Source organism: Rhodococcus sp. TAF43 (genome assembly GCF_052113525.1).
Taxonomy (GTDB): Bacteria; Actinomycetota; Actinomycetes; order Mycobacteriales; family Mycobacteriaceae; genus Prescottella.
Genome location: NZ_JBFRDL010000007.1, coordinates 27,114 through 50,762, shown reverse-complemented (window position 1 = coordinate 50,762; position 23,649 = coordinate 27,114). Strand labels below are relative to the sequence as shown.

The 23,649-nt window shown below is 69.1% G+C and carries 23 protein-coding genes and 1 pseudogene; 7 read left to right on the top strand and 17 right to left on the bottom strand.

Features of this window, described 5'->3' with window-relative positions; translation table 11 throughout:
* Positions 1 to 46 precede the first annotated feature (46 nt).
* From AB4Z09_RS07265 to AB4Z09_RS07255, 3 genes are read right to left on the bottom strand one after another with little or no spacing between them, the layout of a single operon-like run.
* The gene (locus AB4Z09_RS07265) at positions 47 to 1,216 is read right to left on the bottom strand and encodes an SPFH domain-containing protein (RefSeq protein ID WP_114723138.1); all 1,170 of its coding nucleotides are present in this window, start codon (positions 1,214 to 1,216) and stop codon (positions 47 to 49) included.
* Positions 1,217 to 1,221: 5 nt separating this feature from the next.
* The gene (locus tag AB4Z09_RS07260; protein WP_114723034.1) at positions 1,222 to 1,653 is read right to left on the bottom strand and encodes an NfeD family protein; all 432 of its coding nucleotides are present in this window, start codon (positions 1,651 to 1,653) and stop codon (positions 1,222 to 1,224) included.
* A 58-nt stretch (positions 1,654 to 1,711) separates the two neighbouring features.
* Positions 1,712 to 2,539, bottom strand: a complete 828-nt coding sequence (locus tag AB4Z09_RS07255) for a DUF3097 domain-containing protein (protein ID WP_442239440.1) — start codon at positions 2,537 to 2,539, stop codon at positions 1,712 to 1,714.
* 67 nt (positions 2,540 to 2,606) lie between these two features.
* On the opposite strand from AB4Z09_RS07255, the gene AB4Z09_RS07250 reads away from it, so the two are divergent.
* Positions 2,607 to 3,419: a hypothetical protein gene (locus AB4Z09_RS07250; RefSeq protein ID WP_442239439.1), complete on the top strand. Its 813-nt coding sequence runs from the start codon at positions 2,607 to 2,609 to the stop codon at positions 3,417 to 3,419.
* Positions 3,420 to 3,445: 26 nt separating this feature from the next.
* Here the strand turns inward: AB4Z09_RS07250 and AB4Z09_RS07245 are convergent, their stop codons facing one another.
* The 9 genes from AB4Z09_RS07245 to AB4Z09_RS07205 all read right to left on the bottom strand — a co-directional run bounded on the left by AB4Z09_RS07245 (position 3,446) and on the right by AB4Z09_RS07205 (position 12,271).
* The gene (locus AB4Z09_RS07245; RefSeq protein WP_254622917.1) at positions 3,446 to 3,934 is read right to left on the bottom strand and encodes a helix-turn-helix domain-containing protein; all 489 of its coding nucleotides are present in this window, start codon (positions 3,932 to 3,934) and stop codon (positions 3,446 to 3,448) included.
* A 62-nt stretch (positions 3,935 to 3,996) separates the two neighbouring features.
* On the bottom strand, positions 3,997 to 5,067 hold the full coding sequence (locus tag AB4Z09_RS07240) for a ferrochelatase (RefSeq protein WP_442239438.1): 1,071 nt from the start codon (positions 5,065 to 5,067) through the stop codon (positions 3,997 to 3,999).
* 42 nt (positions 5,068 to 5,109) lie between these two features.
* Positions 5,110 to 5,907, bottom strand: a complete 798-nt coding sequence (gene inhA / locus AB4Z09_RS07235) for an NADH-dependent enoyl-ACP reductase InhA (protein ID WP_442239437.1) — start codon at positions 5,905 to 5,907, stop codon at positions 5,110 to 5,112.
* A 52-nt stretch (positions 5,908 to 5,959) separates the two neighbouring features.
* On the bottom strand, positions 5,960 to 6,682 hold the full coding sequence (fabG1, locus tag AB4Z09_RS07230) for a 3-oxoacyl-ACP reductase FabG1 (protein ID WP_114723029.1): 723 nt from the start codon (positions 6,680 to 6,682) through the stop codon (positions 5,960 to 5,962).
* 68 nt (positions 6,683 to 6,750) lie between these two features.
* Positions 6,751 to 7,731 carry a VWA domain-containing protein gene (locus AB4Z09_RS07225; protein WP_442239436.1) on the bottom strand — a complete coding sequence of 327 codons (981 nt, stop codon included), beginning with the start codon at positions 7,729 to 7,731 and terminating at the stop codon, positions 6,751 to 6,753.
* On the bottom strand, positions 7,728 to 8,684 hold the full coding sequence (locus AB4Z09_RS07220) for a DUF58 domain-containing protein (protein ID WP_442239435.1): 957 nt from the start codon (positions 8,682 to 8,684) through the stop codon (positions 7,728 to 7,730). The genes AB4Z09_RS07225 and AB4Z09_RS07220 overlap by 4 nt, the downstream gene beginning before the upstream one ends.
* Positions 8,681 to 9,796, bottom strand: coding sequence for an AAA family ATPase (locus tag AB4Z09_RS07215; protein ID WP_114723026.1), 1,116 nt, complete (start codon positions 9,794 to 9,796; stop codon positions 8,681 to 8,683). The genes AB4Z09_RS07220 and AB4Z09_RS07215 overlap by 4 nt, the downstream gene beginning before the upstream one ends.
* A gap of 97 nt (positions 9,797 to 9,893) precedes the next feature.
* Positions 9,894 to 11,342 (bottom strand): NlpC/P60 family protein, encoded by a 1,449-nt coding sequence (locus tag AB4Z09_RS07210; protein ID WP_442239434.1) that lies wholly within the window; start codon positions 11,340 to 11,342, stop codon positions 9,894 to 9,896.
* A 359-nt stretch (positions 11,343 to 11,701) separates the two neighbouring features.
* A complete protein-coding gene (locus tag AB4Z09_RS07205) occupies positions 11,702 to 12,271 on the bottom strand; it encodes an Rv1476 family membrane protein (protein WP_442239433.1) in 570 nt (189 codons plus the stop codon).
* Between the two features lie 320 nt (positions 12,272 to 12,591).
* Between AB4Z09_RS07205 and acnA the strand changes: the two genes are divergently transcribed.
* The 3 genes from acnA (at position 12,592) to AB4Z09_RS07190 (ending at position 16,901) form a co-directional block, all read left to right on the top strand.
* Positions 12,592 to 15,393, top strand: coding sequence for an aconitate hydratase AcnA (gene acnA, locus AB4Z09_RS07200; protein ID WP_442239432.1), 2,802 nt, complete (start codon positions 12,592 to 12,594; stop codon positions 15,391 to 15,393).
* A gap of 111 nt (positions 15,394 to 15,504) precedes the next feature.
* On the top strand, positions 15,505 to 16,074 hold the full coding sequence (locus AB4Z09_RS07195) for a TetR/AcrR family transcriptional regulator (RefSeq protein ID WP_174910025.1): 570 nt from the start codon (positions 15,505 to 15,507) through the stop codon (positions 16,072 to 16,074).
* 170 nt (positions 16,075 to 16,244) lie between these two features.
* Positions 16,245 to 16,901, top strand: coding sequence for a maleylpyruvate isomerase family mycothiol-dependent enzyme (locus AB4Z09_RS07190; protein ID WP_442239431.1), 657 nt, complete (start codon positions 16,245 to 16,247; stop codon positions 16,899 to 16,901).
* Between the two features lie 158 nt (positions 16,902 to 17,059).
* On the opposite strand, the gene AB4Z09_RS07185 is transcribed toward AB4Z09_RS07190, so the two are convergent.
* The 3 genes and pseudogenes from AB4Z09_RS07185 to AB4Z09_RS07175 form a co-directional block, all read right to left on the bottom strand.
* Positions 17,060 to 17,581 carry a hypothetical protein gene (locus AB4Z09_RS07185; RefSeq protein ID WP_442239430.1) on the bottom strand — a complete coding sequence of 174 codons (522 nt, stop codon included), beginning with the start codon at positions 17,579 to 17,581 and terminating at the stop codon, positions 17,060 to 17,062.
* A gap of 167 nt (positions 17,582 to 17,748) precedes the next feature.
* Positions 17,749 to 17,991 carry a helix-turn-helix domain-containing protein gene (locus tag AB4Z09_RS07180; protein WP_442239429.1) on the bottom strand — a complete coding sequence of 81 codons (243 nt, stop codon included), beginning with the start codon at positions 17,989 to 17,991 and terminating at the stop codon, positions 17,749 to 17,751.
* 105 nt (positions 17,992 to 18,096) lie between these two features.
* Positions 18,097 to 19,574, bottom strand: a pseudogene (locus AB4Z09_RS07175) (ABC-F family ATP-binding cassette domain-containing protein).
* A 163-nt stretch (positions 19,575 to 19,737) separates the two neighbouring features.
* Here AB4Z09_RS07175 and AB4Z09_RS07170 point away from each other — a divergent pair.
* On the top strand, positions 19,738 to 20,508 hold the full coding sequence (locus AB4Z09_RS07170) for an SDR family oxidoreductase (protein ID WP_442239428.1): 771 nt from the start codon (positions 19,738 to 19,740) through the stop codon (positions 20,506 to 20,508).
* Positions 20,509 to 20,537: 29 nt separating this feature from the next.
* On the top strand, positions 20,538 to 21,623 hold the full coding sequence (locus tag AB4Z09_RS07165) for a lycopene cyclase family protein (RefSeq protein WP_442239427.1): 1,086 nt from the start codon (positions 20,538 to 20,540) through the stop codon (positions 21,621 to 21,623).
* A 1-nt stretch (position 21,624) separates the two neighbouring features.
* Here AB4Z09_RS07165 and AB4Z09_RS07160 read toward each other — a convergent pair whose 3' ends face one another.
* Positions 21,625 to 22,422 (bottom strand): alkaline phosphatase family protein, encoded by a 798-nt coding sequence (locus tag AB4Z09_RS07160; RefSeq protein ID WP_442239475.1) that lies wholly within the window; start codon positions 22,420 to 22,422, stop codon positions 21,625 to 21,627.
* Positions 22,422 to 22,616 carry a hypothetical protein gene (locus AB4Z09_RS07155; RefSeq protein WP_442239426.1) on the bottom strand — a complete coding sequence of 65 codons (195 nt, stop codon included), beginning with the start codon at positions 22,614 to 22,616 and terminating at the stop codon, positions 22,422 to 22,424. The genes AB4Z09_RS07160 and AB4Z09_RS07155 overlap by 1 nt, the downstream gene beginning before the upstream one ends.
* A 196-nt stretch (positions 22,617 to 22,812) precedes the next feature.
* Between AB4Z09_RS07155 and ku the strand changes: the two genes are divergently transcribed.
* Positions 22,813 to 23,646: a non-homologous end joining protein Ku gene (ku, locus tag AB4Z09_RS07150; protein WP_442239425.1), complete on the top strand. Its 834-nt coding sequence runs from the start codon at positions 22,813 to 22,815 to the stop codon at positions 23,644 to 23,646.
* Positions 23,647 to 23,649: the final 3 nt, after the last annotated feature.

Sequence of the window (23,649 nt, the reverse complement as noted above, 5' to 3'; positions counted from 1 at the left end):
GCGTGCGTCGCTCGACAGGCCCGCGGCCGCGTCACCGCGGCACGGCCTACTCCTTGCCGGGAGGCAATTCGCCGGGCTCGTCGGTGCCGCCGAGCAGGTGTTCCTGGGTGAGCGGGCTCTCGACGGGCGTCCGGGCGACGGCCTCCGCCGCACGGACCGCCCGCTCGACGGCCGGGTCGGTCTTGGTCTCGAACCAGCTGGCCACCTCTTCCGAGTCGTCCTCGGGCCGCGGCAGGTCCTCGTCCTCGGTGCGGGTGGGCTCGTAGCGGAAGACACCGTCGTCGCCCGGTGCGCCGAGAGTCTTCGCGAATCCCTTGAGGGCGTCACCGAAGTCGCTCGGGACGAGCCAGACCTTGTTCGCGTCGCCCTGCGCCATCTGCGGCAGCGTCTGCAGGTACTGGTACGCGAGCATCTCGGGGGTGGGCTTGCCCGACTTGATGGCGGCGAACACCTTCTCGATGGACTTGGCCTCGCCCTGCGCCTGCAGGTACTTCGCGGCGCGCTCACCCTGCGCCCGCAGGATCCGGGACTGACGCTCACCCTCGGCCCCGAGGATCGAGGCCTGCTTCGCGCCCTCGGCGGCGAGGATCTGGCTCTGCTTCGCGCCCTCGGCGGTCTTGATCGACGACTCGCGGTGGCCCTCCGCAGTGAGGATCATCGCGCGCTTCTCGCGGTCGGCCTTCATCTGCTTTTCCATCGACTCCTGGATCGACGGCGGCGGATCGATGCTCTTGAGCTCGACCCGCGCGACGCGCAGACCCCAACGTCCGGTGGCCTCGTCGAGGACGCCGCGCAGCTGACCGTTGATCGAGTCGCGCGAGGTCAGCGTCTCCTCGAGGGTCATGCCGCCGACCACGTTGCGGAGGGTGGTGATGGTGAGCTGCTCGACGGCGGCGATGTAGTTGCTGATCTCGTACACCGCGGCCTGCGGGTTGGTCACCTGAAAGTAGACGACCGTGTCGATCGACAGGGTCAGGTTGTCCTGCGTGATGACCGGCTGCGGCGCGAACGACACGACGCGCTCACGCAGATCGACCTTGGCCCGGATCCGGTCGACGAACGGGATCAGGAACGTGAGCTGACCGGACACGGTCTTGACGTAGCGGCCGAGCCGCTCGATCACGGCCGCCTCGGCCTGCGGCACGAGGGCCACCGACTTCGCGACCACTACGACGACGAGTACGACCAGTACCGCCAGAACTATCAGTGCTGCCATGTCTTCTACGGTCCCCTCCACACGACGGCGGTCGCGCCGTCGATCTCCATCACCGTCACAGTCGTGCCCGGCGGATACACCTCGGTGACGTCGAGTGGACGCGCCGTCCACACGTCACCGTCGAGCTTGACCTGCCCGGCGTGCGCCCCGACCTCCTCGAGGACGAGCGCCTGTTTGCCGGCCAGCGCGGCCGCATTGGTCAGTTTGAGCGGTGGAGCTTCGAAGCGCCGCAACAACACCGGGCGCACCCCCAAGACCAGCGCGACCGAGACGACACCGAACACGATCGCGTCGACCCACACCGGGAAGTCGGTCACCGCGCTGAAGCCGGCCGTCGCCAACGCGCCACCGGCGAGCATCAGCAGGAAGAACTCCCCCGCCAACGCCTCCGCAGCCGCCAACAACACCCCCGCCACCAGCCAAATCAGAGCTGCCACGCCACCATCTAACCAGAACTCGGGACGCGGCCGCCGGGACCGCGGACCCGGCTGTGGATCAATCGACGGTGACGAAATCGACAAGCCGCTCGACGGCACCGATCAGCGGGGCCTCGAGATCCCGGAAACTGCTGACCGCGCCGTAGACGCGGCGCCACCCGTCCTGCGGTGTGCCCCAGCCCAGCGCGTCGCACACACCGGTCTTCCAGTCCTGGCCGCGCGGCACCGTCGGCCACGCGTCGATCCCGACCGCCTTGGGTCGCACCGCCTCCCACACGTCGATGTACGGGTGGCCGGTGACCATCACGTGCGGCCCGAGGCCCTGCGTCAGCCGCTCCTCCTTGGAGCCGGTGACCAGATGGTCGACGAGCACACCGACCTTGCGTCCCGGACCCGGCTGGAACTCGACCAACCGGTCCGCGAGGTTGTCGAGCCCCTCCAGATGCTCGACGACGACGCCCTCCACGCGCAGGTCGTGCCCCCAGACCCGCTCGACGAGCGCGGCGTCGTGGACGCCCTCCACCCAGATCCGGCTGGGCAGCGCGGTGCGGGCCCGCAGGCCCTCGACCCGCGTCGAACCGGACGCCGAACGCTGCGCCGCCGCGTTCTGTTGCTGCTGCGGCGCGGGACGGACGAGGGTGACGTGCCGACCGTCGATGAGGAACGCGGCCTCGCGCATCGCGAACAGCCGGGTGCGCCGGGCACCGTCCTCGAGTCGGACGAAGTCGCCGTCGTAGGTGCGTTCGAAGCCGACGACGGCCCCGCAGAATCCGGTCGACGCGTCCTCGACCACCAGGTCCCGTTCCGCCGCCACCTTCGGGATCGAGGGCTTCCGGGTCCGGGGGTGGCCGGCGTAGATGTCGCCGTACTTGTTGCTCGCGTTCACGGCACTTCACGCTATGCGAGCAAGGCATGCGCGCGCCGGTCGCCACGCCGTCCTATGCTCGTTAACCGTGAGTTCCCCCAGCGCGACGCTGACCGTGTGGGCCGGTTCCTGGCTCGCCGGCGACAGCGCCCCCGACGACGTGATCGACGCCCTGCACCAGTGGGCGCCGATGCACATCGTCGGCGCCTCCGACGCCGCAACCGCGCAGTCGACCGGGCTCGACTGGCCGGGCGTTCAGGACGGCGCGGGGCCGCTCCTGCTGCGCATCGTGCGACAGGGCACCGCGCCCGCGGGGGCCGAGGTGCGTCTCGTCCTACCGGCACCGGGTGACGTGCGCGGCCTGCCCGCCGGCACCGGCTTCGCGCGGGCGGCGCTCGACGCCGGCGAGGGCGTGATCGTCGGCGAGACCGGGCATCCGGGAACCGGCCTCGTGCCCGTGATCGAGGGACCGGACGTGCTGCGGTGGACGGTCTTTCCGATAGCGACGGTGCCGCCGGCGGCCGACTACACGGGACTGGGCGAGGCCGAGTACGCGATGCGCGAGGCCATCCGCGGCGCCGCCGACGCACTGCTGCGCCTGTCGTCGGTGCAGACCGGCCGCGCCGACGGCGATCCCCGCCGGCGCATCGCCGAGGCGCTCGACGACCGCGCGCACCATCGGTACCCCGACGCGATCCCGACGCGGGCGTTGCGCATCCTCGACTCCGCCGACCAGGTGGCCACGATTCTCGCTGTCGCCGAGGACGATTCACCCACCGAGGCACCGTCGGCGTCCAGCGCCGCCGCCCGCGAGGAACTGTTGCGCCCACTGTGGGCCGCGGTCCGTTCGGCCCGGGTGGCCGCGGTGTCCGCGTGCGCGGGGTCGGCACACCGGGCCTGACCGCTCCGAGACGGCCCCGAGACGGCTCAGTCGTCGCGGTGGTTCATCACGATGTGCCGGTCGATCCGCACGTGCTCGTCGAGGGTGGGGTATCGCAGGCCGGTGTCGCGACCGTAGTCGTGGTGCCGCAGCCAGGCGTACACGTCGCCCCACAGCCAGATGCCGCCGGAGACGGTGTTGAACGGCACCGGGAACGGGGTTCCCTTCTGCCGCACGCCGCGCACCCACTGCCCCACCGCCTGGCGGGTGACCCCGGCACGGTCGGCGACGTCCTGCCGGGTCACGAGATCCGGATGGGTGCGCAGCGGACGCACCCCCCGCGCCGCCAACTGGTCCACCAGGCTCATGCCGGCGGTCGCGCAGCGCATGCCCTCGGTCGTCACCGTCAGCAGCTGCAGCCCCGAACGGTCGTCGACGCGGCCGCCGAACTCCTCCGCGATCGTCGCCTCCCGCGAAAGTGTCAGCAGCGGAACGATGAACGAGAATTCGAAGCGGTGATAGAGGGTGTCGTGCACCCGCCCAACATAGCCCTCCACATCCCGCGTTTCCATTCGGAAACGCGCCTGCGGGTCCGGCGTCAGCGACCCGTCGGACGACGCGCCGGCGCGCAGCACTCGGTGGCGCAGGGCAGCCCGTCCACGGTGGCGCCCAGCAGCGGCTCCCGTCCGAGCCGAGCCGGCACCGTGCCGGTTCGCCGCTCCTCGACCAGCGCGCGCACCATCCGAGCGAAACGCGGATCGGTGCCCGGCGTCGCGACCCGGACGAACTCGATGCCCAGTTCCGCGGCCTTGTCGCGGGCCTCGGTGTCGAGGTCCCACACCACCTCCAAGTGGTCGGACACGAACCCGACCGGGCACACGATCACCGCCGGGGCACCCGCGGCGGCCACCGTGTCGAGGTGATCGCAGATGTCGGGGTCGAGCCACGGCACCTGCGGCGGACCGGACCGCGACTGCCACACCAGGTCGAAGTCGTCGACGCCGACGGCCTCCGCACACAGGCGGGCCGCCTCGGCGACCTGCCGGCTGTAGAGATGCCCGCCCTCGGCCGGGGGCCCGGCGGCGGCATCGGCGGCGATCGGAACCGAGTGCGCCGTGAACACCAGCCGCGCGCGTTCCCGCACGTTCCCCGAAAGCTGCTGTCGCGCAACGCGGATCGCGTCGGCGAAGGCCCCGATCAGGAGCGGATGGTCGTAGTACTGCCGCAGCTTCGCGAGCGTCGGAGCGTCGGCGCCGACCGCCGCACGGGCCCGGACGATGTCCTCGTGGTACTGCCGGCAGCCGGAGTACCCGCCCCAGGCCGACGTCGGGAACACCAGCGCGGTGCGGACACCGTCGTCACGCATGCGTGCGACGGTGTCCTCCACCATCGGGTGCCAGTTGCGGTTGCCGAAGTACACCGGCAGATCGATCCCGGCGACGCGCAGATCCGCCTCGACGCGCTCGATGATGTCGCGGTTGAGCGCGTTGATCGGCGACACCCCGCCGAAGTGCATGTAGTGCTCGGCGACGGCGTCGAGTCGCTCGGGCGGGATCCCCCGGCCCCGGGTCACGTTCTCGAGGAACGGCCGCACGTCCTCGGGCTTCTCGGGCCCCCCGAACGAGAGCACGAGTAGTGCGTCGAACTCCGTGTCCTGCTGACCGCTCATGCCCTCATTCTCGTCCGTCGCCGAAACACCGCCGTGGACGGGTCAGCCGACCACCGCGTGGAAGCCGCCGTCGACGTAGATGATCGACGCGGTGGTGCCGGGCAGCCAGTCCGAGAGCACCGTGCACACGCTCTTGGCGACGGGGGTCGGGTCGTCGACGTCCCATCCGATCGGCGCGGCACTGTCCCACGCGGTGTTCAGCTTGTTCAGCTCCGCTCCGGCGCCCGTCGCGTCGCCGGCGATGGCCTTCGCCGCCAGCGTCTTGACCGGCCCTGCCGCAACGAGATTGGAGCGGATGCCGCGCACGCCGACCTCCTTGGCGACGTACCGGTTGACCGCCTCGAGCGTGGCCTTGGACACACCCATCCAGTTGTAGAACGGCATCGCACGGGACGGATCGAAGTCCATGCCGACGATGGACGCGTTGTCGTTGAGGACCGGTAGCAGCGCCTTGGCAAGCGAGGCGTACGAGTACGCGGAGATCTCCATCGCCTTGGAGATGTCCGACCACGGTGCGTCCAGGAACGGGGCACCCAGACCCGAGCGCGGCGAGAAGGCGATGGAGTGCACGACCCCGTCGATGCCCTCGGGCGCCAACTCCCGGACCCGGTCGGCGAGCGTCGCGAGATGCTCGTCGTCCTGGACGTTCAGCTCGACGGCCGGCGGCACCGGCTCCGGCAGACGCTGCGCGATGCGATCGATCAGCCGGAGCCGGTCGAACCCGGTGATGATCACCTTCGCGCCCTGCTCCTGCGCCACCTTCGCGACGTGGAACGCGATGGATGCGTCGGTGATGATTCCGGTGACGAGAATGGTCTTGCCCGCGAGCAGTCCGCCCATGTTGCTTCTCCTGTAGATGAAAGTCTGTGGGTGCGTGATGTTTCGGGAGGGCCTAGTGGCCCATGCCCATGCCGCCGTCGACCGGGATCACGGCACCGGAGACATACGCGGAGTCCTCGGAGGCGAGGAAGCTGACCACCGCGGCGACGTCCTCGGCCTTGCCCAGGCGCTGCAGCGGGATGAACTTCTTGGCGGTGTCGCGCAGGTCCTCCGACAGTTCCGCGGTCATGTCGGTCTCGATGAAGCCCGGTGCCACCACGTTCGCGGTGATCGACCGCGACCCCAGTTCACGGGTGATCGACCGCGCCATGCCGATGACGCCGGCCTTCGACGCCGCGTAGTTRATCTGGCCTGCCTGGCCGGCGAGGCCGACGACCGAGCCCAGGAAGATCATCCGTCCCCAACGGGCGCGCAGCATCGCCCGATTGGCGCGCTTGGCGCATCGGAAGGCGCCGGTCAGATTGGAGTCGATGACGCGCGAGAACTGCTCCTCGTCCATCCGCATGAGAAGCGTGTCGTCGGTGATGCCCGCGTTGGCGACCAGGACCTCGACCGGACCCTGATGCTCCTCGACCTCCTTGAACGCACGGTCGATCGACTCCGCGTCCGTCACATCGCACTTGACGCCGAACAGGCCCTCCGGCACACCCGACCCGCGGTGAGTGACGGCAACCTTGTGCCCGTCCTCCAGAAGGCGCTGCGCGACGGCCAGGCCGATGCCGCGGTTGCCTCCGGTCACGAGCACGGAACGGGACGGGGAGCTGGATTTCGACATGCGATCAACCTATCTGTTCGGTTGCCGGTTTCGGGCGGAGGTGGACGAATTCGACGTAACGGACCAGATCAGGGCAGGCGCTGCCGCAGCACGAGTGCCGTCGCGAGTCCCGCCGCGCTGAAGAGCACGCCGAGGACGAGCCAGGGTCGACTGGCGTCGCCGCGGGCGTTCTCGAAACCGATCTGCTCCTCGAGCGTGTCGTACACGTCGCGTAGTTCCTCGAGGCTGGACGCGGTGAAGAAGTTGCCGCCCGAGAGGTCCGCGATCTCCCGCAGCGAGGGATCGTCCACCGGCACCGGGATGCGGTCGCCCTCGATCTCGACGGTGCCGTAGCTCGTACCGAACGAGATCGTGGAGATCGGCACGCCCTTGTCCTTCGCCTGCCGGGCCGCGGTGAACCCACCGCGCGGGTCGTCGGGGCTCTCCGGCACGGTCTGCTTGCCGTCCGAGAGCAGCACGATGCGGGCGGGCGGCGCCTGCTCGCTGCCGCCGAGAACCGCTGCGAGCGTGTCGATCGACTGCAGCGAGGTGAAGATCGCCTCACCGGTCGCGGTCCGTTCGCTGAGCTTCAGGTTGTCGATCGCGGCCTTGGTCTCGTCGCGATTCGGCGTCGGCGACACCAGAACCGATGCGGTGCCCGCGAACGCGACCAACCCGAGGTTGATCCCCGGAGTCAGGCCGTCGGCGAACGACTTCGCCGCCTCCTGCGCGGCCGCGAGACGACTCGGCTCGACGTCGGTGGCCTTCATCGACAGCGACACGTCGATCACCAGCACCACCGTCGCGCGGTTCCGCGGGACCCGCTTGTCGGCGGTCGGCCCGGCGAGCGCGACGGTCAGGAAGACCAGCCCGACGAGCATCAGGGCGATCGGGATGTGCCGGGTCCGGTTCGGCCGGTTGGGTGCGACCTTCTCGAGCAGCTCCATGTTCGCGAAGCGCAACACGTGCTTCTGGCGGCGACGCTGAATGACGACGTAGCCCGCGGCCAACCCCGCCACGACCACCAGGAACAACAACCACCAGGGAGAAGCGAACTGCGACAGGCTCATCCGCGCGCCGCCCGGGTCCCGGGAGCGCCGTAGCTGTGCCGACGGGAGGTGACGAACCGCACGACATCGGCGATCCAGTCCCGATCGGTACTCAAGCTCAGTCGTGGTGCCCCGCAGCGTCGCAGCGCGGCCTCCACGTCGTCGCGATGCGACTGCGCGGCGCGCGCGAAGTCGGCGCGCAACCGGGGTGTCGTCGAGAACTCCCGCGTCCGACCCGATTCGGGGTCGAACAGCACGACGTCGCCCGCGTCGGGCAGCGCCGTATCGCGCGGGTCGAGTACCTCGACGCCGAGCAGTTCGTGCCGGCCGGACAGGGCGCGCAGCGAGCGCTCCCAGTCGATCGGCCCCAGGAAATCGCTGATGACCACGGCGAGACCGCGTCGGCGCTCCGGGCGGCGGAGCGACTCGAGCGCGCCGCGCAGGTCGCCGCGGACACCGTCGGCGGCGTGCGGGGTGGACGCGATGCGCCGGAGCATCGCCTGCGCGTGGACGCGGCCCCCACGCGCCGGAATCCGCACCGTCCGATCCCCGGTGGCGACGATGGCACCGATCCGGTTCCCGCTGCCGCCGGCGAGGTAGGTGATGGCCGTGGCCGCGGCCACCGCGAGGTCGCGCTTCTCGCACCCGACGGTTCCGAAGTCCAGACTCGACGACAGGTCGACCACGAGCCACGTCTCGAGCTCCCGGTCGGCGACCGTCTGCCGGACGTGCGGATGGGTGGTGCGGGCGGTCACCGACCAATCCATCTGGCGCACATCGTCACCGGGTTGGTACTCGCGGGCGTCGCCCGGTTCGGAGCCCGGACCGGGGATCAGACCGAGGTGATCGCCGTGAAGCACCCCGTCCAGGCGTCGGCGGACGGTCAGTTCGAGGGTCCGCAGGGCGGCGGTCAGTTCCGGGTCGCGCAGCGATCCGGAGCGGAACGACGGCACTGCTCCCGCGCGACGGGTCACTGTTGCTGCGTGCCCGACGAGGACAGGTGCGCGGGCTCGAACGCCGGCGGTGCCACCGGCGCAACCGGCTGGGCGCCGACCTGCGGCAGCCCGACGGTCTGCAGCACCCGGGTGATCACGTCGTCCGGCGACACCTCGTCGGCGAGCGCGTCGTACGACAGAACCAGACGGTGGCGCAACACATCCGGAATGACTTCGAGCACGTCCTGCGGGACGACGTAGTCGCGTCCGCGGAGCAGCGCCAGGGCGCGGGACGCGGAGATGATGCCGAGCGTCGCGCGCGGCGACGCCCCGTAGGCGATCCAACCGGCGACGTCGTCGAGGCCGAACTGTCGAGGCGTGCGCGTCGCGGCGATCACACGGACCACATAGTCGACCAGCGCGTGGTGGACGAACACGGTGCTCGCGACCTTCTGCAGTCGGACGAGTTCGTGCGCGTCGAGAACCTGATGCGGCTCCGGAGCGGCGACGCCCATCCGGTAGACGATCTCGCGCTCCTCCTCCACCGACGGGTAGTCGACGAGCACCTTGAACAGGAAGCGGTCGCGCTGGGCTTCCGGCAACGGATAGACGCCCTCGTTCTCGATCGGGTTCTGCGTCGCCATCACCAGGAACGGCTCGGGCATCGGATACGTCTTGCCGCCGATCGACACGTGGCGTTCGGCCATGACCTCGAGCAGCGCCGACTGCACCTTCGCGGGTGCGCGGTTGATCTCGTCGGCGAGCAGGAAGTTCGCCACGACCGGGCCGAGCTCGGTGTCGAACTGCTCGCGGCCCTGCCGGTAGATGCGGGTACCGATCAGGTCGGTGGGCACGAGGTCCGGGGTGAACTGCACGCGGGAGAACGATCCGCCGACGACCTTCGCGAACGTCTCCACGGCCAGCGTCTTCGCGACGCCCGGAACGCCCTCGAGCAGCACGTGCCCCTTGGCCAGCACGCCGACGAGCATGCGCTCGACCAGGCGGTCCTGCCCGACGATGACTCGCTTGACCTCGTAGATCGCCCGCTCGAGGGTGTGCACGTCACGAGCGAGATCGGACGCCGGCGCCCCCGCGCTCGCGTGCGCTCCCTCCGAGCCGGACCCAGCTACCGCGCCGTCACGTGAGGTCACCAAGAATCCCCGCTTCCACCTAGATCGTTCTCATCGACTCGACTGTCCGCTCAACTATTCCAGGTGTCACCCGTTCCCCGCACGCAGGCGAGGTGACCTAGGACACCATACGGACAGCGTAGGGCGTCATCCCGTCCCACCGCACCGGCGAGACCTTCACGATCGACCCGGACTGCGGCGCCTCGAGCATCTGCCCGTCGCCGAGGTAGAGGGCGACGTGCTGACTCGCGTTCGGGCCGTAGAAGATCATGTCGCCACGACGCATGTCCGACGACGCCACCTGGGTGCCCGCCGTGTACTGATATCCGGTGTAGTGCGGCAAGGAGATTCCGACACCGGCGAACGCGTAGATCATCAGTCCCGAGCAGTCGAATCCGACCTTGTCGAAGTCGCCGAAGCTGTCGGCGACGCCGCCGTCGCGGATGCCCAGTGTCGGGCCGCTGGCGTTCCCGCCACCCCACGCGTACGGGACGCCCAGCTGCGACATGCCGCGGTCGATCACCGTCTCGATCGCCGCGCTCCCGGTGACGGCCGGAGACATCGGGCGAGGCTGGGACTGGGCCGGTGGCGTCCAGCCGGAGTCCCCGTCGTCGATCTGGGTGTGTGGGCGCTCACCGTCCGCCAGCTGGGCCGCCCGCTCGTTCGCCGCGCGATCCTCCGCGGCCCGCCGCGCGGCCTCGGCGGCGGCAGCAGCGGCGGCGGCAGCGGCTGCTTCCTCCGCCTGCCGCTGGTTGTCCCAGTTGATGTACGCCTCGCGCTGGCCCTGCAGTCCGGCAACGTTGCTCCGGGCGGCGTCGAGCTGCGCCTGGGCCGAATTGCGGTCGGCCTCGATCCGAGCCTTCCGGGTGGCCTGTTCCTCGAGCGCACTCCGGGCCGAGACGATCGCCTGTTCCGCCTCCGCCTTCTTCGACTCGGCCTCGCTTGCCGCGGCGTCCGCGCGCTGCTTGGCCTCGCGGGCGGCGGAGTCCCGGTTGGCCTGCTCGGTCCGCGCCCGCTGCAGGTTCTCGAGAACCGCCCTCTGGCTCCCCGACAGCACCCGCATGATCTGGGCGCGGTCCAGGATGTCGTCGGGCCCCTCGGCACCGAAGTACGACGACAGCGACGCGACGTTGCGCCCCTTGGTGTAACTCGACACCGCGTAGTCGGTGAACCGCTTCTGGGCCTGCTCGATCTGCGTTCCGGCGTCACGAAGGGCCTGCTGGCTCTGCGCCACCATGCCGCCCGCGGCATCCGCGGCGTCCCGAGCGCTCTGCAGGTCGACGAGGGCGCGATTGACGTCCTCGCGCTTGATCGCGACCTCGTCGTCGAGCCGCGACAACTCCTGGTTCGCGGTGGCCACTCGGTTGATGAGGTCACCCACCTGGACGACGCCCTCCGAGACCTGCGCGTTGCCGCTCTGGATCTCGGCATCGGACGGATTGGGCGGTGGCGGCGGCACGGCGGCCGCGATGCCCGGTGTCCCCGCTACCAGCGCGCCGACGATGCTCACACCCAACACGACTCGGGCGAACCGTGAACGCGTCCGCGAGAAGCCCGGACGTCGCACGCCACCGCGTGAACTCCTAGAACCCCTCCGCCTCACAACACCCTCCCTAAGGCTGTGACCGGGCCGGCGGCTTGTCCGACCCGTGCGGGGAGGTACGCCGACGGCACCGCCGGCGACGCGCAGATCGCGTGACGGCACAACGGTCACGCGAATCGTCACATCACTCTCGCGACACTTCTTCCCCAAAAAGTGCCATTGGCACCGTACGACACTTTGCGCTCTCTGGTGAACTCTTGTCACAAATGACGTGGACGTAATTCGACCTGGGGAAATGGCGCGAATACGCCGAATCGACGGCCCTCGCGCAGGTACGGGCGGTCGGGACGGTGGGTGGGAGTTCGGGCGGCGAACGCCGGGCGTCAGCGGGCGGCGCTGTCCCCGTCGGAATCGGCATCGGCGCCCACGGCCGGACCGGACGGGGCAGACGCGGGGGCGGGTCCACGGCGCGACTTCGCGAAGTAGGAGACCCCGCCCACCAGCACCACCACCAGCACCAGGAGGGCGGTGACGAGGCCCCACGGCGTACCGGGCTCGGTGATCTCGTCGACGAAGTTGTTCGCCGACTCGACGGGGTTACCGGTGTACGTGCGGTCCTGCGCACCCTCGAGCACGACCCGGCTCACGGTGTCGCTGTAGGTGCCGGGCGCCGACGGTCCGAGCACCAGCACCGTGCCGCCCTCGGTCTGCCCCACCTCGGTCGCGAGGTCCCGCAACTGCTCGGATCGGCCCGGATCCTTGTCCACGACAACGACACTGAGCTTGATCCCGTGCTCCTCGGCGCGGATCACGACGTCGCGCAGACCCTCCACGTCCGATGCGGGCGCCGAGACTCCGTCGTCCGCGAGGTCCGCGAGCACCGAGTCGACGGAGACGCCATCGGGAATGGTGGCGACGAGCGGGAGCAGGGCATGCGCGATAGGAGCAGACATCTCTCATCCGGGTTCGGTGACGAAGGGCAAGCGTGCACTGCACAGTACGTGACGGCCCGCCGCCGAGACCGCCTCGTCCGTTGCGCCCGCGCGCCGACTGCGTGAGGATTGGACCGACGCGAGCAGGCCCGTCAGCCTCGGCCGGAACTCGGCAAGACCCTGCAGTCTCACAGGACAAGCGTACTGTTAGACTCGTTTGGAGACGCCCGCGGAACTGTCGGGTTCGGTCCGCCGACCGAATCGGGCCCTGTTCGCGTGCCTCGCTTCAGCCGTCGACACAGCCCCGTCGACGGCGAACCTCAAAGACGAGTGGAGCTGACGTGACCACCAGTATTGATTCGTTCGGCGCCAAGGGAACGCTCGAGGTCGGAGACAACTCGTACGAGATCTTCCGCCTCGCGTCCGTCCCCGGCACCGAGAAGCTGCCCTACGCACTGAAGGTTCTCGCCGAGAACCTGCTGCGCACCGAGGACGGTGCCAACATCACCGCCGATCACATTCGCGCCATCGCGAACTGGGACCCCTCGGCGCAGCCGAGCGTCGAGATCCAGTTCACCCCCGCGCGCGTGATCATGCAGGACTTCACCGGCGTGCCCTGTGTCGTCGACCTCGCCACCATGCGTGAGGCCGTCACCGCCCTCGGCGGCGACCCGAACAAGGTCAACCCGCTCTCCCCGGCCGACATGGTCATCGACCACTCGGTGATCCTCGACGTCTTCGGCCGCGCCGACGCTCTCGAGCGCAACGTCGACCTCGAGTACCAGCGCAACGGCGAGCGTTACCAATTCCTGCGCTGGGGCCAGGGCGCGTTCGACGACTTCAAGGTCGTCCCCCCGGGCATGGGCATCGTGCACCAGGTCAACATCGAGTACCTGGCACCCACCGTCATGACCCGCAACGGTCAGGCATACCCCGACACCTGCGTCGGCACCGACTCGCACACCACGATGGTCAACGGCCTGGGCGTGCTGGGCTGGGGCGTCGGTGGCATCGAGGCCGAGGCTGCCATGCTCGGCCAGCCGGTCTCCATGCTGATCCCGCGCGTCGTCGGCTTCAAGCTGACCGGTGAGATCAAGCCCGGCGTGACCGCGACCGACGTCGTGCTCACCGTCACCGACATGCTGCGCAAGCACGGCGTGGTCGGCAAGTTCGTCGAGTTCTACGGTGCGGGCGTCGCCGAGGTGCCGCTGGCCAACCGCGCGACCCTGGGCAACATGAGCCCCGAGTTCGGTTCCACCGCAGCGATCTTCCCGATCGACGGCGAGACCATCAACTACCTGCGTCTGACCGGACGTTCCGAGGAGCAGCTCGCGCTCGTCGAGGCGTACGCCAAGGAGCAGGGCATGTGGCACGACGCGGACCACGAGCCCGCGTACTCCGAGTACCTCGAGCTGGACCTGTCGACGGTCGTGCCGTCGATCGCCGGCCCGAAGCGTCCGCAGGACCGCATCCTGCTGTCGGAGTCGAAGGACGCGTTCCGTCGCGACATCGTCACCTACGTCACCAACGGTGCCGAGGCTGCGCACTCCGCACTCGACGAGGCCGTCGAAGAGTCCTTCCCGGCGTCCGACCCGGCCTCGACGGCCGGTGTCTCCGACGTCGCCTCGGTGATTCCGTCGGCCGCCAACGGTTCGCACGGACGCCCGAGCAAGCCGGTGACGGTGAAGACCGAGCGCGGCGAGTTCGTTCTCGACCACGGCGCCGTCGCGGTCGCCGGCATCACGTCCTGCACCAACACCTCCAACCCGTCGGTCATGCTCGGCGCCGCTCTGCTCGCCCGCAACGCGGTCGAGAAGGGCCTCGAGACCAAGCCGTGGGTCAAGACCAACATGGCGCCCGGCTCGCAGGTCGTCTCCGACTACTACGAGAAGGCCGGCCTGTGGCCGTACCTCGAGAAGCTCGGCTTCTACCTCGGTGGCTACGGCTGCACCACGTGCATCGGTAACACCGGTCCGCTGCCGGAGGAGATCTCCAAGGCGATCAACGAGCACGACCTGTCGGTCACCGCGGTGCTCTCCGGCAACCGCAACTTCGAGGGTCGCATCTCCCCCGACGTCAAGATGAACTACCTGGCGTCACCGCCGCTCGTCATCGCGTACGCGCTGGCCGGCACCATGGACTTCGACTTCGAGACCGACGCGCTGGGTCAGGACCAGGACGGCAACGACGTCTTCCTGAAGGACATCTGGCCGTCCGCGCAGGAGATCGACGACACCATCAAGTCGGCCATCAGCCAGGACATGTTCCGCAAGTCCTACGCCACGGTCTTCGCAGGCGACGAGCGCTGGCAGAACCTGGCCACCCCGGAGGGCGATACCTTCGCGTGGGACGAGAAGTCGACCTACGTCCGCAAGGCGCCGTACTTCGACGGCATGACGATGGATCCGGCTCCGGTCACCGACATCTCGGGCGCCCGCGTGCTCGCGCTGCTCGGCGACTCGGTCACCACCGACCACATCAGCCCGGCCGGCCCGATCAAGCCCGGTACCCCGGCCGCGCAGTACCTCGATGCCAACGGTGTCGAGCGCAAGGACTACAACTCCCTGGGCTCGCGTCGCGGCAACCACGAGGTGATGATCCGCGGCACGTTCGCGAACATCCGGCTGCGCAACCAGCTCCTCGACGACGTCTCGGGCGGCTACACCCGCGACTTCACCCTCGAGGGTGGCCCGCAGGCGTTCATCTACGACGCGTCGCAGAACTACCAGGCCGCCGGCATCCCGCTGGTCGTGCTGGGCGGCAAGGAGTACGGCTCCGGTTCGTCGCGCGACTGGGCCGCCAAGGGCACCAGCCTGCTCGGCGTCAAGGCCGTCATCGTCGAATCCTTCGAGCGCATCCACCGCTCCAACCTCATCGGCATGGGCGTCGTCCCGCTGCAGTTCCCGGCCGGTGAGTCGGCAGGCTCGCTGGGCCTGGACGGCACCGAGACCTTCGACATCGCGGGCGTCGCGAAGCTGAACGAGGGCGTCACCCCGGAGACGGTCAAGGTCACCGCGACCAAGGCGGATGGGTCTCGTACAGAGTTTGATGCGGTCGTCCGCATCGACACCCCCGGTGAGGCGGACTACTACCGCAACGGCGGCATCCTGCAGTACGTGCTGCGCAACATGATCCGGGGCTAGTCACCTGATCGTGTGATCCCGGTTCCCCGGGATCACTCAGCGCGTTGACGGCGGGCTCGGGACGTCAGTCTCGGGCCCGCCGTTGCAGTTTCGTACGAAAGGATGTCGGCTGTGCCCAAGGTCAGTGAAGACCATCTCGCGGCGCGGCGGAGCCAGATTCTGGACGGGGCCCGCCAGTGCTTCGCGCAGTACGGCTACGACGGCGCCACCGTGCGCCGGCTCGAGGAAACCACCGGGCTCTCGCGCGGTGCGATCTTCCACCACTTCAAGGACAAGGACGGACTGTTCCTCGCCCTTGCCCACGAGGACGCCAAACGCATGGCCGACGTCGTCGCCGAGGGCGGTCTGGTCCAGGTGATGCGCGACATGCTCGCGTCCCCCGAGCAGTTCGACTGGCTCGGCACCCGACTCGAGATCGCCCGACGGCTGCGCACCGACCCCGAGTTCGCCCGGGACTGGACCCAGCGCAGCGCCGAACTCACCGAGGCCACCGTCCGCCGCCTCGAACGGCAGAAGTCGGCCGGACGCCTGCGCGACGACCTGCCTACCGACGTTTTGCTCGACTACCTCGACCTGGTGCTCGACGGTCTCATCGCCCGAATCGCCTCCGGCCACGGCGGCGAGAACCTCTCGGCCGTGCTCGATCTCGTCGAGGAATCGGTGCGTCGCAGAGATACCTGAACCGACTCGTCCCTTCATCAGCTGCGGGCGTTCGCGCGTAACCGGCCCGCCGCCGGCCGAGATCGAGTGATACTGCGTCATGGCTACTGATCGCCGACCGCGGCACAACTGGGGAACGGCCGGCAATGGGCACGGGCTACTCGTGGTCTTGGACCAGTCCGGGAGTTGCAATGCGTGACGTGAAGGAGTTGGCCCGCGCCGAGCGGACCCAACTCGCGACTCTCCTGCATTCACTCACCCCACAGCAATGGCAGACGCCATCGTTGTGCGCGGGCTGGAGCGTCCGCGACGTCGTTGCCCACATGCTGAGCTACGAAGAGATGGGCCCCGGCGGGGTGGCGAGCAGGTTCGCTCGCGGTTGGTTGCGATTCGACCGCGCCAACGCGATCGGGCTGGACGACTTCGCAGAGCACAGCCCACACCAACTGCTCGACTTACTGGATCGCAGCCTGCAGCCCCGAGGACTCACCACCGCATTCGGGAGCCGAATCGCGCTCGTCGACGGCATGATCCACCAGCAGGACATTCGTCGGCCGCTCGGCCTCCCCCGGGATATCCCCGCCGAGGCGCTCGTGCCCGCTCTCGACTTCGCGCGCATCGCGCCCCCGATAGGCGCACACCGACGGATCCGGGGCCTTCGATTGGCGGCAACAGACCTGGATTGGACCGCGGGAAGCGGACCTGAAGTCCGCGGCCCCGGCGAGGCCCTGCTCATGTCCATCGCCGGACGCGGCGATGTCGCGAACGAGCTCGAGGGCCCCGGCCTGGCGACGCTGCGAGTACGGCTCGGCGGTTCCTCATCCGGCCGCCCACCGGCAAACGTCTAGCGGGCCATTCCTGGATGGACGTCGGCGTTGTGTGTGGGTGGCGACCCGGCGGGGATCCGTAGGCATCCGTGTCGAATGGAAACGGCGGCCTCCCCGCGGAGTCCAGTTACAGCCTCGCGCGACGACGTAGCGGTGGCGCACCGAACAAGAACCATGCTTCAGGAAATGGTAACGGGACCCGTCGTTCCGGTGACTGTCCACTGTCCGGCGATGCGCTCGAGGACGTAGGTGAGCCCGATTCCGCAATCGATGCCACACCATAGTCGTACGCCGGCGTGGGCCCTCCCGTCGTCCTGTCGCTGCGTCGGATCGAGCTCGATGATGACTCCGTCGTTCTCGACGCCAGTCAAGCCTTGTCTTCCGACATCTGCCCGCTGATCAGGGCTTGCAACGAACTCGACAGAGGGAAGATCGCCGGACTGTGCGGTGATGTCGTTCTTCAGGTCGGTGTCGAACTGCGAACCGTCGACGACGTAGACGTACCCGACCGGCGACGGCGATCTCGCGAAGGGATTGTCGACGAGAACCAGTTGGTGCAGCGCAGCGGAGTAGAGCTGAGATTCCTCACTCGGCGGCGAGGATACGGGCGAGTCGAGCCCATCACCGCCCGTACCGGTGCTCGCGCAACCGGCCACGGCGGCAGCGAGCAGCAAGGACGCAGCTACAGCCCGCATACGCATGATTCGGACAGTACATACCGCGGACCTTCAAGCTGGCGATTTTCCGTGATACCGCAAGCCCTCGCCGGACGGCAGAATCTCGCGGACCGGCCGATCGAAACTCGAATCCCTGTTGGGTCCGGCTGGGCGGATTCCACCAGAAGCTCCCCGATCCGGCAACAGCCTGGTCAAACAGTCTTCTTACGCCGGTTCGGCCCACCGCGCCGCCGCAGTGTCACGTCCGCCTCGACGAGCACGTTGTGGATGAACCCGTACGAGCGGCCGGTCTGTTCGGCGAGGGTGCGGATGCTTGCACCGGCTTCGTACTGGGCTYTCAGTTCGTCGCGGAGTTTGTCACGCGATTCCCCGGTGATTCGGGCCCCCCGGGAAACCCCGCCGGAAACCCCGCCGATCCCCGTGCTCTCCGCCATGACATCCTCCGGTCAGCTGAGCGAGCCCCGGTTTCCAGGCTAGATCACCGATCGACGCGTGATCAACAAACCGAAAACTCGCTCAGCCAGCGGGGATGGGACGAATCAGGCGAGCTGGATGAGTTCGAGGTACTCCTGGGACCAGTGATCTTCCTGCCCATCAGGCAGCAGGATGACCCGCTCCGGGTTCAGTGCCTCGGCGGCGCCCGGATCGTGCGTGACGAGGACGACGGCACCCTTGTAGCTGCGCAGCGCGTCGAGCACCTGCTCGCGCGAGATCGGGTCGAGGTTGTTGGTCGGCTCGTCGAGCAGCAGCACATTCGCCGCCGACGACACCAGCCCGGCCAGCGCCAGACGCGTCTTCTCACCACCGGACAGCGTGCCGGCCGGCTGCTCGAGCTGCGGCCCGGTGAACATGAACGCGCCGAGCAGGGAACGCAGTTCCTGCTCCCCGGTGTCGGGGGCGGCGTGGCGGATGTTCTCCCACACGGTCGCGTCGTCGTCGAGGGTGTCGTGTTCCTGCGCGAAGTAACCGATCTTCAGCCCGTGACCGGGCACCAGCTCGCCCGCATTGGGCGTTTCGGTGCCCGCCAGGATGCGCAGCAGCGTCGTCTTGCCGGCGCCGTTGAGCCCGAGCACGACCACCCGGCTGCCACGGTCGATCGCCAGATCGACACCGGCGAAGATCTCCAAGGAGCCGTACATCTTGGTCAGGTTCTCGGCCATCAGCGGTGTCTTGCCGCAGGTGGCGGGCTCCGGGAAGCGGATGTGCGCGACCTTGTCGTCCACCCGTACCTCGTCGCGCGGGCGTCGAGGTACTTCTTCCAGCCCATGTTGTAGATGTCGGCCTCGCCGCGCACGGCGTCGAGGAACCACACCCGGTTCACGACGTCGTTGAGCAGGTCCACGTCGTGACTGATCACGATCAGGCCGCCGTCGTGGTTCTGCAGGAAMCCGCGCARCCACGTGATCGAGTCGGCGTCGAGGTGGTTGGTGGGCTCGTCGAGCAGCAGCGTGGTGTTCGACTTGCCGCCCGAGCCGTCCGAGGCGGCGAACAGGATCCGSGCSAGYTCCACGCGGCGGCGCTGACCACCGGAGAGGGTGCGCAGCGGCTGCTCCAGGATGCGATCCGCCAGCCCGAGGCTGTTGCAGATGCGGGCCGCCTCGGACTCGGCCACATACCCGCCGAGGGCGGAGAACCGGTCCTCGAGCGAACCGTACTTGCGCACGGCCTTGTCACGGACCGCGTCGTCGACGGCCTCGGCCATGATGGTCTGCTGCTTCTCCATCTTGCGCATGATCTCGTCGAGACCCCGCGCCGACAGCACCCGGTCCTTCGCGAGGACGTCGAGGTTGCCCTCCTTCGGGTCCTGCGGCAGGTACCCCAACTCGCCGCTGCGGATCACCGCACCCGCGTAGGGTTCGCCCTCACCGGCCAGGATGCGCAGGGTGGTCGTCTTCCCGGCACCGTTGCGCCCCACCAGACCGATCCGGTCCCCGGCCTGCACACGCAACGCCGAACCCGGGGCAGACAACAGCGTCCGCACACCGGCACGAACTTCGAGGTCGGTGGCGGTAATCAAGCAAAACTCCCTAGGTGAGAAAAGGCGGGACGGCCCCGAAGCGCACGCACTGCGCCATTCGGACGTCATCGTGCCCGCGATAGAGCACAAGAACCACCGATTTTACCGTGACGCGGGATTGTCGCCACACCGCGGTGCAGTGAGTCGGCTAACGTTCGGCTCCATGACACGTGCGAACGATCTGCAGGGACGCAACGCCCTCGTCACCGGCGCCAGCCGAGGAATCGGCAAGGCCATCGCCGCGGAACTGCTGGGGCGCGGCGCCAACGTCGTGGTGACCGCGCGCAAACCCGAACCGCTCGAGGAAGCGGCCGCGGACCTGCGCGCCCTCGGGCACGCCGGCAAGGTCATCGCGATCGTCGGGAACTCCGGCGACGCCGACGCCCGCACCGAGGCCGTCGCCCGCACGGTGAGCGACCTCGGATCGATCGACATCCTGATCAACAACACCGGCATCAACCCGGTCTACGGCGCGCTGATGGACGCCGACCTCGACGCCGTCCGCAAGATCTTCGACGTCAATGTCGTCGCCGCCCTCGGCTACGTCCAGGAGGTGTACCGGGCCTGGATGGGCGAGCACGGTGGCGCGGTCGTGAACCTCGCGAGCGTCGCCGGCATCCGCTCGACCGGCGTCATCGCCGCGTACGGCGCCTCGAAGGCCGCGCTGATCCGGCTCACCGAGGAACTCGCGTGGCAGCTCGGGCCGAAGATCCGGGTCAACGCCGTCGCCCCCGGCGTGGTGAAGACCAAGTTCGCGGCGGCCCTCGTGTCGGCCGGCGAGGATCAGGCGTCGTCGGTCTACCCGATGAAGCGGCTGGGAACCCCGGAGGACGTCGCCGGCCTGGTCGGTTTCCTCGTCTCCGACGATGCCGCCTGGATCACCGGCGAGACCGTCCGCGTCGACGGCGGACTGCTCGCGACGGGCGGGCTCTGATCCCTACGTTCTCCGCCGATGTCGCGGTGGTGGGCCTCGGTCCCGCCGGCCGCGCCCTCGCCCACCGCGCCGCCGCCGCCGGGCTGCGGGTGGTGGGTGTCGACCCGACGCCCGACCGACCGTGGACGCCCACCTACGCGGCCTGGGTCGACGAACTGCCGTCCTGGCTGGATTCGTCGGTGTTGCGTGCCCGGGTGTCCCGACCCCGGGTGTGGACGACGCGCGAACGGAGCCTCGACCGCGCGTACGCCGTGCTCGACAACTCCGCCCTGCATGCGCGGCTCGGATTCGATCGCGTCGTTCGCGGGGTAGCGGCCGAGATCGGCCCCGGCACGGTCACGTTGCGCGACGGCACGGAGATCCGCGCGGCACGGGTGATCGATTCGCGCGGCCTGCGCCCCGATCCGGCGCTGGCGGAGCAGACCGCGTTCGGGATCGTGGTGTCCGAGGAGGTCGCGGCCCCCGCGATGGCCGGGGCCTACGGCTGGTTCATGGACTGGCGCCGCGATAACGGCACCGCGCCGGACGATCCGGCGTCGTTCCTCTATGCCGTCCCCCTCGGTGCCGACCGGGTGCTGCTCGAGGAGACCTGTCTCGTGGGACGGCCCGGGTTGCCGCTCGACTCGCTGCGCACGCGACTCGAGACCCGGCTGCGTAACCGCGGCGTCGAACTGCCCGCCGCCGCGCCGGCCGAACGGGTGCGCTTTCCCGTGGAGGCTCCACGCGGTGGGTCCGCGGTGGCCGCGTTCGGTGCCCGAGCAGGACTGGTCCACCCGGGCACCGGCTACAGCGTGGCGGCGTCCCTGTGCGCGGTCGACGACGTGGTCACCGCGCTCACCACCGGCAGGGACCCCACAAAAGCACTGTGGCCGTTACCCACCCGAGCCGTCCGAACCCTGCGCGAGGTGGGGTTGCGGGCGCTGCTGAGCCTCGATCCGGCATGCACCGCCGCGTTCTTCGAGGCCTTCTTCGCCCTGCCGGTGGACCGGCAGCGGGCCTACCTGTCCGGACGTGATCAACCCGCGGCCATCGCCGCGGCGATGTGGGAGATCTTCCGGAAGGCACCGCCGCCGATCCGTCGGACGCTGGCGGCAGCCGGCGTCCGACGGTCGTGACTCAGGACCCGAGCGAGCCCGTCGGGATCCACGACGGCAGCCGGCCGAGGGAACCGGTCACGGTCGGCGCAGCCTTGGGCAGCGGGGCGCCGTCGAGGTCGGCGGGCTGGGCGATGCCCAGGTTGTCGAGGACCGTGGGAGCGACGTCGGCGATCGTGTACTCGTCGTCGGCGACGCCGGCCTGGTAGCCCGCACCGCACGCGATCACGAACGTCGTTGCTTCCTCGGCACTCTGGCCGCCGTGGCCGCCGTTCGGCTTGTGGCCGTGGTCGGAGGTGACGATGATCGTCCACTTCTCGCCGGTGACGTTGCTGCGCGCGTCGACCGCGTCGACGATCTTGCCGACCTCGGCGTCGACGCGCTCGAGGGCCGGCGCGTACTCCGATCCGACGGTGCCCGAGGAGTGTCCGGCGCCATCCACCTGGTCGAGTTGGGTGAAGACGAAATCCGGACCATTGGAGGCGATCTCCGCGGCGACGGCAGTCGCGGTGGCCGCGTCGGCCGCGGCCTCGCTGCCGGCACCCGGGGTCGTCACGACGACGTCGGCCTTGGGCGTGCCCGATCCGGCGATGGTGGCGATGCCGCCCCTGGTCGAGATCGAGGCGGTGCGCAGTTCGGGCTTCACCTGCTCGATGCGGGTGAAGGCCGTCGGGTACCGGTCGTAGCGCGAGCCGTTGAACGAGTTGTCGACCACACCGTGCTTGGTGTGCCACACGCCGGTGAGGATCGTCGACCACGACGGACCGGAGATCGTCGGGTGACCGAGGATCGACGACTGCCCGCTGGTGCCCTCGGCGATCAGCCGATGCAGGTTGGGGGTGTTCGCGTCCTTGACGTAGTCATCGTGCCGTCGAGTCCGATGACGACGGTCTTGGTGACCGACGGCGTGGGCGCGGCGCTCGCGGTACCCGCTGCGCCGACGACACCGGCCGCGACGGCACCGGCGGCGAGGAGGAGGGACAGGGCCTTGGGGGATGTGATGTTGTTAGTCACAACGAACAGCCTGAATCGGACTAGACCAATTCTCCCGACGCCGGACGGACTGTTCGTCCACTGTTCGACGGGCGTTCGCCGCCGACGCCGCGACGACACCTGCCTGTCGGTCCGACGTCGCCGAAATGTCTCGAGATGGTGATGATCTTCTCGGCGGAGCCGACACCGTGCCCCGATCTGGGCAATAGTGGGTTCCATGCGATCAATCTGGAAGGGTTCCATCGCGTTCGGGCTGGTCAACGTGCCGGTCAAGGTGTACTCCGCGACGGAGGACCACGACATCCGCTTCCATCAGGTCCACGCCAAGGACGGCGGACGGATCAAGTACAACCGGGTGTGCAGTGAATGCGGCCAGACGGTGCAGTTCGCGGACATCGACAAGGCCTACGACTCCGACGACGGCGATCGCGTCATCCTCACCGACGAGGACTTCGAGAAGCTGCCGGCGGCCGAGCAACACGAGATCCCGGTGTTGCAGTTCGTGCCCACCGACCAGATCGATCCGATCCTGTTCGAGAAGAGCTACTACCTCGAGCCGGACTCGGCCACACCGAAGGCGTACGTGCTGCTGGCGAAGACACTCGCGAAGACCGATCGCACCGCACTGGTGCACTTCACCCTCCGCCAGAAGACCCGACTGGCGGCACTGCGGGAACGGGACGGGGTGCTGGTGATCCAGACACTGCTGTGGCCCGACGAGGTCCGCGCGGCCGCATTCCCATCCCTCGACGACGCCGAGGACCCGAAGGCCAAGGAACTGAAGATGGCCGGCACGCTCGTCGAGAGCATGGCCGAGGACTTCGACCCCACCGAGTTCACCGACGACTACCAGATCCAGCTCCGCCAACTCCTGGACGACGCGATCGCCAGCGGTGGCAAGAAGGTCATCCCCGCCGCCGAACGGGCCGAGGCAGGCGGCGAGGACGCCGAGGTGGTCGACCTGGTCGCGGCCCTGCAGCGCAGTCTCGAGGCGGCCGGCGAGGACGTCAAGCCCTCACCCGCGAAGAAGGCGGGCCGCAAGCGGGCCTGACGC